The organism is Pseudoxanthomonas winnipegensis, assembly GCF_004283755.1.
GTDB classification, from domain to species: Bacteria; Pseudomonadota; Gammaproteobacteria; order Xanthomonadales; family Xanthomonadaceae; genus Pseudoxanthomonas_A; species Pseudoxanthomonas_A winnipegensis.
In genome coordinates this window covers 684452-696939 of the sequence record NZ_SHMH01000001.1, presented here as the reverse complement: position 1 = coordinate 696939, position 12488 = coordinate 684452, and the positions used below count along the sequence as shown (strand labels likewise).

The following is a 12488-nucleotide window of genomic DNA, read 5'->3' as shown; positions in this document are numbered from 1 at the left end:
CAGCGGCGCTGGCCTCAACCGACCAGCAAGCCCGCCAGCGCCAGCAGCGGCAGCAGCACCGCGCCCGGCTTCACCCAGCGCGGGCGGTAGGGCAGCAGGCCGAAGGTGATGACGATGCCCGAGACCGTCATCGCCACCAGCCACAGCACCGGGCCGACGCCCCAGCCGCGCGCGGCCACCGCGCAGGCGAACGACGCCGCCACCAGCGCCCAGCCCAGCCAGGCCCAGCGCCGGCGCGCACGGTCCTGCGCCCGCGCGGCGCCGTGCAGCTCCAGCTGATGCTTCTCCATGCCCAGGCACAGGCCGACGAAGCCGCTGAAGGCCAGCGCGATCGCCAGCAGGCTCATGCCGCGCCGCCTTCGGCCGCCGGCGCCTGCGTGGCCTGCGCCTGGCGCCGGCGCTTGTCCGCGGCCGAGACCGGCGGCGTCCAGTGCTGCATGCGCCAGCCGCACACCGCCAGCGCCAGGCCGAGCAGGCAGGTCACCAGATCGACCCCGGCCAGCGCCCAGTCGCCCTCGCGCAGGGTCACGCCCAGATGGATGTGGGTGGTGGCCGCGTTGAGCAGCGGGATCAGCGCGAACAGGGCCGCACCCACGTACAGCAGCCACGCCCAGGTCTGCCGCCGCGGCCAGACAAAGCCCGCCAGCAGGGCGAGCGCCCAGGCGATGAAGAACACCCGCGCCTCCATGTCCGGCCGCGCCTCCAGCTGCAACGGCAGCAGCCGGTTGGCCCAGAAGTAGCTGGCGAACGCGATCGGCAGGCCGCCGACCGCGCCGATGTTGAGCGCATCGACCAGGCGCAGGCCGAACCCGACCCTGCCCGACTTGGCGTGCTTGGTCCGTTCCTTGATGCCCCACAGCACCGCGCCGCTGGCCACCATCAGGCAGCCGAGCAGGCCCGAGCAGAACAGCAGCAGGCGCAGTCCGGCATCGGCGAAGCGCGCGATGTGCAGGCCGTACAGCACCCCGCGCGTCTCCGAGGCGCCACCGGCGCTGGCGCTGCGCGCCAGGACCCGGCCGCTGGCCGCATCCAGCCGCACCGACGGCGCCTCGTAGGAGAGCCGCTGGCTGGTGCGCTGGTAGGCGCTGAAGGTCTGCGCCGCATCGCCGGGATGGTCGATGCGGAAGCTGGCCACCGGCGCGCCGCCCAGCGCCAGGCGCGCATCGGCCAGCAGCTCGGCGACCGGCTTGCGCTCGCCCGGCTTGCCGGCGGCCGGCCCGACCGCCGGCAGGTCGCTGAAGGACTCGGTGTAGAAGGCCTGCTCGCCTTCCGGATAGGCCACCTTGATGCCGATCGGCAGATACATCGCCATCAGCGTGACGATGCCGGTGTAGGTGATCACCAGGTGGTAGGGCAGGGCCATCACCGCGCTGACGTTGTGGAAATCCAGCCACGAGCGCTGGCCCTTGCGTGGGCGGAAGGTGAAGAAGTCCTTGAAGATCTTCTTGTGCGTGATCACCCCGGTGATGATCGCCACCAGCATGAACATCGCGCAGAAGCCGACGATGTAGCGCGCCCACAGCACCGGGATCGCGTACAGGTCGAAGTGCAACCGGTAGAAGAACTCGCCGCCGCGCGTGTCGCGCACCGCCGAAGCCTCGCCGGTGGCCGCATCGACCGTGGCCTGGCCGAAGCGCGCGCGGCGTGCGGCGCGGTCGTTGCCCGCGCCCTCGGCGGCCGGGTTCATCCAGTACATGTCCAGCGCCGGGTTGCGCGCATCGGGCAGGGTCACGTTCCAGTAGTCGGCGTTCGGCGCCTCGCGCTGCAGATAGGCCAGCGCGCTGGTCGCCGCCTGTTCCGGCGAGACCACCGTGCGCGCAAGCTCCGGGCGCATCCAGCGGCTGATCTCCTCGCGGTAGTAGCTGGCCGTGCCGCCCATGAAGATCAGCAGCAACAGCCAGCTCACCAGCAGGCCGGTCCAGGTGTGCAGCCAGGCCATCGACTGGCGGAAGCCCTGCTTCATGGCGTCATGCCCTGCGTGCCACGCGTCTGGCGGACGCGGCCAAGGCTGCGAACCGGCGGCGCTGCGTTCATGCCAGCACCTTGAGCAGCCAGGTGGTCAGGGCCAGCAGCGCGGTCGGGATCAGGATCCCGGCCCAGGCCTTCCAGGCGCTGGCCGTGGCGAAGGCCCACAGCGCCGCGCAGGCGCACACCAGGATCGCCAGCAGCATGCCGGTCAGCACCGCCTGGCTGCGCGCGATCGGCAGCGCCACCGCCAGGAACGCGCCGGTGCTGGCCGCCAGCGCATAGCCGCCGAAGATCGCCGCCAGGCTGCGCGAGAGCACGCCCACCCAGGGCCGGCGGAGCCAGGACGAGAAGACGGCGGCGCCGCGCATGGAGGTCGCGCTCATGGCCGCGTCGCCTCGGGCGCGCACGGGAAGATCGCACACGCAGGAGCGGGGCCGGACGGTAACGACACGCAGGCAAGGCAAGACATCAGACATCCCATCGAGAAGCAGGAACCGGCCTGCGACAGGCCGGCAGGCGGCAGGGGAGGGCTGGCCTTGAGGTTCGAGCGGACGCGTGCGAACGCACGACGGGCGTGGCTGATGAGAATTGTTCTCTTTTGGGTCGGCGCCGTCAATGCGCCCCGGTCGCCGCGCTCAGGCCGGTAGCGGCAAGACGAATTTCATGAAGCGGGTCCCGGCCACCGGGTCGAAGCGAGACGTCGCGCTGTCGACGGAGCCCGGCGCGGCGAACAGCGCGCCGTCATCGGGCCAGACCGCCTGGCGCAGCGCGATCGCCGATGCGCTCACGCTACCCCGTCGAGGCGGCGGAAGCGCGGCTGGCGCGCGCCGTCGATCTCCACCTCGGAAAAGAACATCGCATGCGGCCGCACCCACAGGCCGCCTTCGCCGTAGAGCGCGCGGTAGAGCACCAGCGGCTCGAGCGTCTCGCTGTGGCGCACCGCGCCGATCACCTCGTACTGGCCGCCCTTGTAGTGGACGTAGCGCCCCGGGGGCGTGGCGGGCAGGGCAGGCAGGTCGGACATGGCGCGGTTCGCGATGGCGGAAGGGGCAGGATACGTGTCCGGCAGGCAGACGCTCCCGTCGATCGCCAAGGCGGGGTTAGCCCGCGGCATCTGCGGATGACGCGCCTGCAGGGCCTGCCGGCCGCGCCTCGCAGTCACCGGCTGACGCCGGCCAGCACAGTCTGCGTTGCACGCCTGCCGCAGTGCGGTAAAGTACCGCCCGTGCCCGCCGTGACGACCAAGCGTTCCTCCCTTTCCGCTCGCCGCGCGTGGCGATGGTGGCCTGTTGCCGTCGTCCGTCCCGCCCCCGCGTCCGGTAAGGAATGTCCTCTTGATCACCGCAGAGCAGTTCCAGCAGCACGCTGCTGAAGGCCACACCCGCATCCCCGTCGTCCGTGAAGTGCTGTCCGACCTGGACACGCCGCTTTCGGTCTATCTCAAGCTCGCCGACGGCCCCTATACCTATCTGTTCGAATCGGTCGAGGGCGGCGAACGCTTCGGCCGCTATTCGATCATCGGCCTGCCCGCCCGGCGCGTGTACGCCGTGCGCGGCCACACCCTGGAAACGCGGGACTACGGCGAAGTGGTCGAGTCGCGCCATGTGGCCGATCCGCTGGCCGAGGTCGAGGCGCTGCGCGCCGCGCATTCGGTGCCCAGGTTCGAGGGCCTGCCCGGCTTCACCGGCGGGCTGGTGGGCTGGTTCGGCTTCGAGTGCATCGGCTACATCGAACCGCGCCTGGCGGTGGACAAGCCCGACGAGCTGAACACCCCCGAGATCCTGCTGATGCTCTCCGAAGAGCTGGCGGTGTTCGACAACCTCAAGGGCCGGCTGTACCTAATCGTACACGCCGACCCCACCCAGCCGCAGGCCTGGGCCAAGGCCAACCGCCGCCTGGACGAGCTGGCGCACCGCCTGCGCCAGGCCGGCGCAGGCTATCCGCAGACGCAGCTGTCCGATGCGATCGACGAGGGCGATTTCCGCTCCTCGTTCACCCGCGAGGAGTACCACGCCATGGTCCGCACCGCGCAGGAATACGTGCGCGCCGGCGACATCTTCCAGGTCGTGCCCAGCCAGCGCCTGCGCGTGCCGTTCCGCGCGCGTCCGGTCGATGTGTATCGTGCGCTGCGCGCGCTCAATCCCTCGCCGTACATGTATTTCATCGATGTCGGTGGCACCCAGGTGGTCGGCTCGTCGCCGGAGATCCTGGCGCGCCTGCAGGGCGACACCGTCACCGTGCGCCCGATCGCCGGTACGCGCCGCCGCGGCCACACGCCGGAGGAGGACGCGGCCATGGAGGCCGAGCTGCTGGCCGATCCGAAGGAGCGTGCCGAGCACGTGATGCTGATCGACCTGGGCCGCAACGATGTCGGCCGCGTGGCCGAGCCCGGCACGGTGGAGGTGGGCGAGCAGTTCGTGATCGAGCGCTACAGCCATGTCATGCACATCGTCAGCGAGGTCACCGGCAAGCTGAAGCAGGGACTGAGCTACGCCGACGTGCTGCGTGCGACCTTCCCGGCCGGCACCGTCAGCGGCGCGCCGAAGATCCGCGCGCTGGAGGTCATCGCCGAACTCGAGCCGGTCAAGCGCAACGTCTATTCCGGCGCCGTCGGCTACATCGGCTGGCATGGCGATGCCGACACGGCCATCGCCATCCGCACCGCCGTCATCCAGGACGGCCACCTGTACGTGCAGGCCGGCGGCGGCGTGGTCTACGACTCCGACCCGGACCTGGAATGGAAGGAGACCATGAACAAGGGCCGCGCCCTGTTCCGCGCGGTCGCGCAGGCCGCCAAGGGGCTGTGATGGACGGGAGCGGCATGACCAGACTGGCCTCGTTCCGCAACGACTACAGCGAAGGCGCGCATCCACGGCTGATGCAGGCGCTGACCCAGGCCAGCGCAGAGCAGAACACCGGCTATGGCCTGGATCGCCACAGCCTGCGCGCGGCCGAACTGATCCGCGCGCGCTGCGGTCAGCCGCAGGCGCAGTTGCATTTCCTGGCCGGCGGCACGCAGACCAACCTGCTGGCGATCTCCGCCTTCCTGCGCCCGCACGAGGCGGTGATCGCGGTCGACACCGGCCACGTGGCCACGCACGAGACCGGCGCGATCGAGGCCACCGGCCACAAGGTGCTGGTCGCCCCGCACGTGGAAGGCAAGCTCACCGTGGACGCCGTGCGCGGCCTGCTGGCCGCCAACACCAGCGAGCACATGGTCAAGCCGCGCCTGGTGTACGTCTCGCACACCACCGAACTGGGCACGCTTTACACCCGCGCCGAGCTGCAGGCGCTGCGAGACCTCTGCGATGAATGCGGCCTGCTGCTGTTCCTCGACGGCGCGCGGCTGGGCTGCGCGCTGGCCGCCGCCGGCGACGACCTGGGCCTGGCCGAGATCGCCGCGCTCACCCACGCCTTCTACATCGGCGGCACCAAGAACGGCGCCCTGCTGGGCGAGGCGCTGGTGGTGGTCGAGCCGGCGCTGCAGGCCGACCTGCGCTACCTGATCAAGCAGCGCGGCGCGATGCTGGCCAAGGGCATGGTGGTGGGCTGCCAGTTCGAGGCGCTGTTCGAGGACGCGCTGTTCGTCGAACTCGGCGCGCACGCCAATGCCATGGCGCAGCGCCTGCAGTCGGGCCTGAAGGCGGCCGGCGTCCAGATGCTGATCGACTCGCCGACCAACCAGATCTTCCCCGTGCTGGCGCATGCGCACATCGAAGCGCTGGCCCGCCTGACCGCCTTCGAGCGCTGGGCGCCGCACAGCGACACCCATGCCGTGATCCGCTTCGTCACCTCCTGGGCCACCCGCCCGGAAGCGGTGGAGGCGCTGATCGCCGAAGTGGCGCGCCTGGTGCGATGAACACGCCTGGATCATCCGACAGGCCGTTGGCCGGCCTGTTGCCCAACGCAGGAGCGATGCGATGAAACGTCTCTGGATACTGCTGGCCCTTTTGTACCCCGTGGTCGCATCCGCGCAGATCAACAGCCTGCCCGCGCAGCCGCATCTGCTGGTCAAGGGCGAGGCGCACCGGGAGGTCCGGCCGGATCGCTTCGGCGTGGTGGTGACGCTCGATCGGGTCGATCCGTCGCCTGAGGTCGCGCGCGGCAAGGTGCAGGCCGATGCGACCGGCGTGCTGGCGGCCTTCCATCGCCACCATGCCTTGCCCGGCTCGATCCAGGCGGCCACGATGGAAATCAAGCCAGCGCATGCGTACGAAGAAGGGCGCGAGGTGTTCAAGGGCACGGAAGTCACGCGCAGACTGGCGGTCGCCTTCGGCACGCTGGAAGACACCCGCGCCTTCCTGGGTGAATTGAAGACCAGCGAGTTCCTGCAGCTCTCGGGCATCACGCCCGGCTACCGCGACGAGGCCGCGCTGCGCGCGACCTTGAAGGGCGAAGCGGCCGCGCAATCGCGACAGGCGGCCGAAGGGCTGGCAAAAGCCTACGGCGTCAGATTGTCCGGCCTGTACACCATCTCCGACGTGGCGCCCGCCTTCAGCTACGGCATCCAGGCCGGGACATGGCGAAGCCCGGAATCGCCGTTCCCGCCGGCACCACCGCCGCCTTCGGCCGACTTCGGCGCGCGGGTGGACCCAACGCTGCGCCCGGCCGACGGCGAATCGCTCGAAGCCGGCACCCTCACCCTTTCCGAAAACGTCTATGCGGTCTTCCTGATCGCGCAGTGAGTACACCGCCATGCAGCGGATGATGCAGCAGTGTTCCAACTGGATGCCCGTCGGCGTCTTGCTGTACCCGAGTCGAGATATGCCGCCTGTCTCGTGGCCGGGCGCCACGGCCGATCCGATGACGCGATCTAGCGCTCCTTCTGACCGGTCGGCTGGAGCGGATAGCCGTCGAAGGACTTCATGCTGTCCAGCAGGAAGCTGGTGACGATCTTCTCGATGCCGAAGTTCTCCTCGGTCATCTCGCGCATGATGCGCTTCCAGTCGTGGATGTCGCTGGTCACCACGCGCAGCAGGTAGTCGTAGTGGCCGCTGATCCGCACCGACTCGATCACCTCCGGCTTGCGGCTGATCCATTCGTCGAAGCCGGAGAACTGCCGGTCCGAATGCAGTCCGAACGAGAGCTGCGCGATCACGATCGTCACCGTGCGGATGCGGTCGATCGCCACATGGGCGCGATAACCGGTGATCAGGCCGCGCTCCTCCAGATCCTTGACCCTGCGCAGGCAGGCGCTCGGCGAAAGCGCCACGCGCTCGGCGAGGTCGCGGTTCTTGATGTGGGCATTTTCCTGCAGTGCCTGGAGGATCTTCAGGTCGATGCGGTCGATGGAGTCCTTCGGAGGCATGCGCGTGCGGCATCTGGGACGACGCCCGCAGTGTGGCGTGCCCGCGCGCGGCGTTGCAACGGCGTGGCCCGGTGCCGGCCCGTGCGATTTGTCGGCGTTGTTGCGCCCCCGTGTTCGCCGCCTGAGGCGTCTACAGGCCGCTGGACGCGCGGATGTTGCGTGCCCACGTGCGCTTGCTATTGCAAAACAACCACATAGGCGTGTTGTCCGACCGCGGCGACGGGCTGGACAGCCACCGGGATGTCACACGCATGATGTTCCGGCACCGCGGTGGGCGGCCAGCGCTGCCCGAGGCATCGGATCCTGGATGTGGGACGGGATCCGGCACTGTCGGCGACGGACCACCGTGGCTTGCGCCCCTTCCGGCCCCTGTTGCGGAGACATCGAACGTGCTCCTGAGCGAACAGACCATCGAGGACATGAAAGCGAGCGTCGGGCTGCCTGGACGGCATGGCGTGATACAGGAGGGCTGGCGCGAGCCGCTGCCTTCCTGTCAGGGATTCCGGCATCACTACGATCGACGCCTGGGCGAGGGCGGATGGGAGTTTCTCCAGCTCAACGATGCGCTCTCGATCGCCATGATCGATTTCTGCGCGGCCGACCGGCTCATCCGCTCGCATCGGCATGACGATCACCTGGTGTTCTGCGCGATGGTCGAAGGGCGCAGCATGATCTGCGCCGAGGCCGGACAGCCGGGAGACGATCTTGCCCATGGCTTCTGCACGTTCTACGGGCTGGCCAGCGGCGCGTCGATCCGCACGGTCTACGAGCCGAACCGACCGCTGCGCTATGTCTCGGTCTTCCTGCGCCGCGACCGCGCCAAGAAGGCGCTGGGACTGGACATTGACGCCTTGCCTGCGCTCTTCCGCGACTACCTCTTGCATCGCACGCCGATCGGTCTGCGGCATGTGCCGCTGGACAGCGGTGCCGGCATCGCGGCTTCCCAGGCGCTGGACTGCGCCTACGAGGGCGAGTTGCGGCGCCTGTACCTGACGGCGAAGTCGATCGAGATCGTGTGCTCGGTGATCCGTTCGTACGCCACCGTCGAGGCGCCCGCCGAGCCGATGCTGCGGCGGGCTGACATCGACAAGGTGCGCGAGGCCAAGCGTCTGATCGAGGAGAATCTCGGTGAGCCGCTGAGCGTCTCCGACCTGGCCAACGCTGTCGGCATGACGGTCAAGAAGCTGCAGCAGGGGTTTCAGGCGTTCTTCCGCAGCAGCGTGGGCCAGACCTACAAGCAGGTCAGGTTGGCAAAAGCCCTCGCGCTGGTCAGCGGCAGCGATATGTCGATGATCGACATCGCCATCGAGTGCGGCTACGAGTGTCCTGGCAGTTTCACGCGCGCATTCAAGCTGGCGTTCGGTTCCAATCCCAGCGCGCATCGGACCGGTGCCCTGGCGGCGGCGCGGCGCGAACCGCTGCGCCAGCGCCGGACCGTCCTGCACGCGCATGGCGGCTCGGCTGACCTTACGAACTAAGCAGTGCCGATCCGTTCGGCACAATGGTGCGGTCGAAGCGCCGCGCAGCATGGGAATCCTGTATGAAGCCTCGCACCTCGTTCGCCGTTCTGTCCCTGGCGATCCTTGCCTGCCTGAGCGCCCGCGCTACCGCGGAAGACCTGCTGTCCGCGGACGGCCGCTATGGGGTGGGCGTGCTCCGTACCGAATTCGTCGATCCTGCGCGGGCGATGCAGGTCGCGAACGAGGCCAGTGCGCCGCGCCGGCTGCCGGCCGTGGTGTGGTATCCGGCGCAGGCGGCAACGCAGGAACGAGCGGTCGGCTACCTGTCGGAGGCCGGCATCGCCACCACACTCCCGGCGATCGCGCGGTTGTTCGCCTATCCGCCCACTGACCTGCAGTCGCTCGCCTCGGCGCGGGTGCGGGCCCAGGCGAATGCGCTGCCGGCGCGGACAAAGGGGGGCTTCCCTGTCGTGGTGTACAGCCATGGGCTGTTCCTGTATCCCGAGCAGAACACCGCGCTGGCGATGCAGCTGGCTAGCCATGGCTACATCGTCGTGTCGATCGCCCACCCCGGCGATGCGGCCGACCTGCGGCTGCAGGACGGCACGCTGGTGCCCACCCAGCCGATGGGACAGGCCGATGACCCAAGGTTCGCCGAAGCCTGGAAGATCCTGGCGGCCGGCGCCGACCTGTCCGCGCGCAGGCAGGCGCTGGCCATCTACGCGCAGGCCCAACCCGGCAGTCGGGTCGGTCGCGCCGCGACGCAGTGGCGTGACGATGCGATCTTCGTGGCCAATGCGATCCACGCGCAACACGAGCCTCAGGCGCTGCGCCAGGTCATGGAACATGCCGACCGCAACCGTCTGGCATTCGTCGGGATGTCGATGGGCGGCGCCGCCGCCGCGGCAGGCTGTCGCCATGTCGTCGCATGTCAGGCGGCGGTCAACCTGGATGGACAGAACCTGGATGCCGATCTGTACGACAGTCCGGTGCAACGTCCGCTGTTGCTGATGCTCAGCGACTGGCCGCGTTACGGACTGTTGCCGCCGCAGCCGAAGGATCCGGCCTTCAGCCCCAACGACCTGGCCTACGAGCCCTGGCGGACCGCGGGCCAGGACCCGCGTATCGTGCGCCTGCGCGTGCAGGGGCTGCGCCATCTGGGCTTCACCGATCTGGGCTTGCTGGTGGGTCAGAAGCGGGTCGAGCGCTTTGGCGACCTCGCGCCTGCCGATGCGGCCGCGGCGGTGAACGATGTCGTGCTGACCTTTCTCGATGTCCAGCTGCGGGGCCAGGTGCCCGCCACGCTGGATGCGGCGATCGCGCGTCATCCCGCGCTGGTCCCGCATAAGCCGGTGCAGGTGCAGCGCTGGATCGAGCAGGAGCAGGACGGTACAAAGGACTGACTGATAGCGAGTGGGCGTTCGTTCCACGCGCTGCCATCGCGCCCGTGCTCGGCATCAACGGTGTCCAGGTTGGAGATGGCCGACTCGCGCTATTGACGTCAGAGCCAGTCGCCCGACGAAAGCGGCCCCTCGGGGCCGTTTCCACATCCGACTGCACGCTCGTCGATGCGCCCCTAGGCACAGGACCTCAGAAGCGCCAGTCCAGGCTCACCGCGTACGTGCGCGGCGGCCCGTAGTAGCCGATCGCGTAAAGGCTCTGGATGTACTTCTTGTCGGTGAGGTTGCTGGCGTTGACGCGCAGGGTCAGGTCCTTGCCGATGTCCCAGGCCGCGAAGGCGTTGAGCAGCGTGTAGCCCGACTGGCGCACCGGTCTTGAGGTCACGTAGCCCTCGTACTTGGCGGCCTCGCTCTGCCAGCGCGCGCCAGCGCCGAAGGAGATCGCCGGCAGGCCGGACAGGCGCGTGCTGAGCAACAGGTTCGCGGTCCTGCGTGGCACCCACGGGTAGGTGTCGTCCCCCTCGGCGCCATCCATCGCCAGTTGGGTGTAGCCGAACTGGACCTGGGTGTACTCGCCGACCCGGCCGCTGATCTCCAGCTCGACGCCCTGCGACTCGACGCCCACCGGATCGTAGTAGTTGTAGGCGTAGCCGGTCATGAAACGCGTGCCGACGAAGGTGGCCAGCCCCTCCTGCTTGGCCTTGAACAACGCCAGGGTGGTCAGCAGTCGACGGTCCAGCCATTCGCCCTTGATCCCCACTTCGTAGTTGCTGCCCTTGCTGGGATCCAGATAGCGGCGGTCGTAGTCGACCTGGTCCTGGGGCTGGTAGATGTAGGAATAGTTGGCGTAGCCGGTGATCGTGTCGGTGAAGTCGAACGTCACGCCGACGTAGGGGGCGAGGTTGCGATCGGTGTTGTCCGCCCTGCCGCCGACGATGTCGGTACTGTCGCGCTGATACTGCGCCCAGTTGAAGCCGAGGATGGTCTTGAACCGATCGGTGAACGCGATGCGGGAAGCCCCGAACACGCGCACCAGACGCTGATTCAAGGTCGTATAGACCTGCTTGGCGCCCCACTGCGGTTCGGCAATCACATCGCCCGCGTACGGGAATCCTGGCAGCGGCCCGAAGGCCGGGCCGGTGGTATCGGTCGGGTTGTACCAGTCCACGCCCTCGCTGCGTGCGGCGCTGACGCCGAACATCGCCTCCTGGTCCTGGCCCATCAGGTCGAAATGGCCATGCAGCGTCAGGTCGCCGATGTGCGCCTTGGTTTCGTAAGGGCTGCGATAGGCCCAGCCGTACAGACCCGTGCCGGTCGCCGCATCCAGGCCGGCGGGCGAGTAGGCCATGAACAGCTGCGCGATGTGGTCGTACTCGCGGTCGTTGTAGGACAGCTTGGCCTGCCAGTTGTCGCCCAGCTGATGGGTGTACTCGGCGAAAGCGGCCTTGGTGGTCGAGTTCCAATAGGTCCAGTCCTGCGCCGTCGAGGCGCTGCGCGGCCAGGACAGCTGGGTGCCGTTGGTGGCGATGAAGTTCAGCGCCGTCCACATGCCGCCGCGGGTGTCGGCCTTCTGGTAGGAGTAGCCGAAGGCCAGCGTGCCGTTCTCGCCCACCTGGCCGTCGACCACGCCATAGAGATAGGTGCGGTCGCTTTCGAAGCCGCGCAGATAGGAGTCGGACTTCTCGCGGGCGAACACGAGTCGCCCAGCCCAGGTGCCGTCGGCGCTGAAGGGCGTGGAGTAATCCGCCTGCACGCGGCGCCGGTTTTCCGAGCCGACGGTGACGCCGGCCTCGCCCTGCGCCTCGTTGGTCGGGCGCTTGCGCACGTAGTTGATCGTGCCCGAGGCGTTGCCCACGCCGGTCAGCAGTCCGTTGGCGCCGCGGATCACCTCGACCTTGTCGAAGCCGTAGGCATCCATGGCATTGGTGACTACGCCCCAGCCGTTCGGCATGCCGACGCCGTCGATCTGGGTGTTCTTGATCTCGAAGCCACGCGACAGGAAGTTGGTCAGGTTGGTCGAGACCTGTTCGACCTGGATGCCGGTGGCCAGCCGCAGCGCGTCGTTGAGGCTGTCGGCGCCGAACTGACGCATCTGCTCGCGGCTCACCACGCTGATCGACTGCGGGGTGTCCTTGATGTCCAGGTCCAGGTTGGTGGCGCCGTTGCTGACCCGGGTGGCGCGCTGGCCGACCACCATCAGTCTGTCCAGGTCCTTGGGCGCGGTGGCCGTCGTGGTCTCGGCCTGCGGGTCGGGACTGGACGCGGCCACGGCATTGGTGCTCTGGGCGTGTGCGTTCAAGGCGGCAAACAGGCTGAGCGCAAGCAGGGAAAGGTGGGGACGACAGCGGTCGG

General features: G+C 68.7%; 12 protein-coding genes. 5 read left to right on the top strand and 7 right to left on the bottom strand.

The genetic code is table 11. The features are described 5' to 3' along the window. Window positions 1-14: 14 nt before the first annotated feature. The 5 genes from EAT51_RS03135 to EAT51_RS03120 all read right to left on the bottom strand — a co-directional run bounded on the left by EAT51_RS03135 (window position 15) and on the right by EAT51_RS03120 (window position 2992). Window positions 15-347 carry a DUF3325 domain-containing protein gene (locus EAT51_RS03135; protein WP_130515174.1) on the bottom strand — a complete coding sequence of 111 codons (333 nt, stop codon included), beginning with the start codon at window positions 345-347 and terminating at the stop codon, window positions 15-17. Further along, window positions 344-1963, bottom strand: a complete 1620-nt coding sequence (locus EAT51_RS03130; protein ID WP_130515176.1) for a PepSY-associated TM helix domain-containing protein — start codon at window positions 1961-1963, stop codon at window positions 344-346. Before EAT51_RS03130 ends, EAT51_RS03135 begins: the two co-directional genes overlap by 4 nt. A 67-nt stretch (window positions 1964-2030) precedes the next feature. After that, complete coding sequence (locus tag EAT51_RS03125; protein ID WP_130515178.1) at window positions 2031-2351, bottom strand: DUF3649 domain-containing protein; 321 nt, start codon at window positions 2349-2351, stop codon at window positions 2031-2033. A gap of 252 nt (window positions 2352-2603) precedes the next feature. After that, window positions 2604-2756, bottom strand: a complete 153-nt coding sequence (locus EAT51_RS20205) for a hypothetical protein (RefSeq protein ID WP_165421890.1) — start codon at window positions 2754-2756, stop codon at window positions 2604-2606. After that, window positions 2753-2992, bottom strand: a complete 240-nt coding sequence (locus tag EAT51_RS03120) for a DUF1653 domain-containing protein (RefSeq protein ID WP_130515180.1) — start codon at window positions 2990-2992, stop codon at window positions 2753-2755. Before EAT51_RS03120 ends, EAT51_RS20205 begins: the two co-directional genes overlap by 4 nt. A gap of 310 nt (window positions 2993-3302) precedes the next feature. On the opposite strand from EAT51_RS03120, the gene trpE reads away from it, so the two are divergent. The 3 genes from trpE to EAT51_RS03105 all read left to right on the top strand — a co-directional run bounded on the left by trpE (window position 3303) and on the right by EAT51_RS03105 (window position 6653). After that, on the top strand, window positions 3303-4775 hold the full coding sequence (gene trpE, locus EAT51_RS03115) for an anthranilate synthase component I (protein ID WP_130515182.1): 1473 nt from the start codon (window positions 3303-3305) through the stop codon (window positions 4773-4775). Next, window positions 4775-5827 (top strand): threonine aldolase family protein, encoded by a 1053-nt coding sequence (locus tag EAT51_RS03110; protein ID WP_130515184.1) that lies wholly within the window; start codon window positions 4775-4777, stop codon window positions 5825-5827. The genes trpE and EAT51_RS03110 overlap by 1 nt, the downstream gene beginning before the upstream one ends. Window positions 5828-5888: 61 nt before the next feature. Then, window positions 5889-6653 carry an SIMPL domain-containing protein gene (locus tag EAT51_RS03105; protein ID WP_130515186.1) on the top strand — a complete coding sequence of 255 codons (765 nt, stop codon included), beginning with the start codon at window positions 5889-5891 and terminating at the stop codon, window positions 6651-6653. A gap of 128 nt (window positions 6654-6781) precedes the next feature. Here EAT51_RS03105 and EAT51_RS03100 read toward each other — a convergent pair whose 3' ends face one another. Then, window positions 6782-7276 (bottom strand): Lrp/AsnC family transcriptional regulator, encoded by a 495-nt coding sequence (locus tag EAT51_RS03100; protein WP_130515188.1) that lies wholly within the window; start codon window positions 7274-7276, stop codon window positions 6782-6784. A 389-nt stretch (window positions 7277-7665) separates the two neighbouring features. On the opposite strand from EAT51_RS03100, the gene EAT51_RS03095 reads away from it, so the two are divergent. After that, on the top strand, window positions 7666-8754 hold the full coding sequence (locus EAT51_RS03095; RefSeq protein WP_165421889.1) for an AraC family transcriptional regulator: 1089 nt from the start codon (window positions 7666-7668) through the stop codon (window positions 8752-8754). Between the two features lie 23 nt (window positions 8755-8777). After that, the gene (locus EAT51_RS03090) at window positions 8778-10139 is read left to right on the top strand and encodes an alpha/beta hydrolase (protein WP_130515192.1); all 1362 of its coding nucleotides are present in this window, start codon (window positions 8778-8780) and stop codon (window positions 10137-10139) included. A gap of 187 nt (window positions 10140-10326) precedes the next feature. Here the strand turns inward: EAT51_RS03090 and EAT51_RS03085 are convergent, their stop codons facing one another. Further along, window positions 10327-12435, bottom strand: coding sequence for a TonB-dependent siderophore receptor (locus tag EAT51_RS03085; RefSeq protein WP_228257790.1), 2109 nt, complete (start codon window positions 12433-12435; stop codon window positions 10327-10329). Window positions 12436-12488 lie beyond the last annotated feature (53 nt).

Bases quoted from the DNA above. Each gene is read 5' to 3' on its own strand.
- EAT51_RS03105 (WP_130515186.1), top strand. From the start codon at position 5,889: ATGAAACGTCTCTGGATACTGCTGGCCCTTTTGTACCCCGTGGTCGCA.
- EAT51_RS03125 (WP_130515178.1), bottom strand. From the start codon at position 2,351: ATGAGCGCGACCTCCATGCGCGGCGCCGCCGTCTTCTCGTCCTGGCTC.
- EAT51_RS03100 (WP_130515188.1), bottom strand. From the start codon at position 7,276: ATGCCTCCGAAGGACTCCATCGACCGCATCGACCTGAAGATCCTCCAG.
- EAT51_RS03130 (WP_130515176.1), bottom strand. From the start codon at position 1,963: ATGAAGCAGGGCTTCCGCCAGTCGATGGCCTGGCTGCACACCTGGACC.
- EAT51_RS03120 (WP_130515180.1), bottom strand. From the start codon at position 2,992: ATGTCCGACCTGCCTGCCCTGCCCGCCACGCCCCCGGGGCGCTACGTC.
- EAT51_RS03110 (WP_130515184.1), top strand. From the start codon at position 4,775: ATGGACGGGAGCGGCATGACCAGACTGGCCTCGTTCCGCAACGACTAC.
- EAT51_RS03090 (WP_130515192.1), top strand. From the start codon at position 8,778: ATGGTGCGGTCGAAGCGCCGCGCAGCATGGGAATCCTGTATGAAGCCT.
- EAT51_RS03135 (WP_130515174.1), bottom strand. From the start codon at position 347: ATGAGCCTGCTGGCGATCGCGCTGGCCTTCAGCGGCTTCGTCGGCCTG.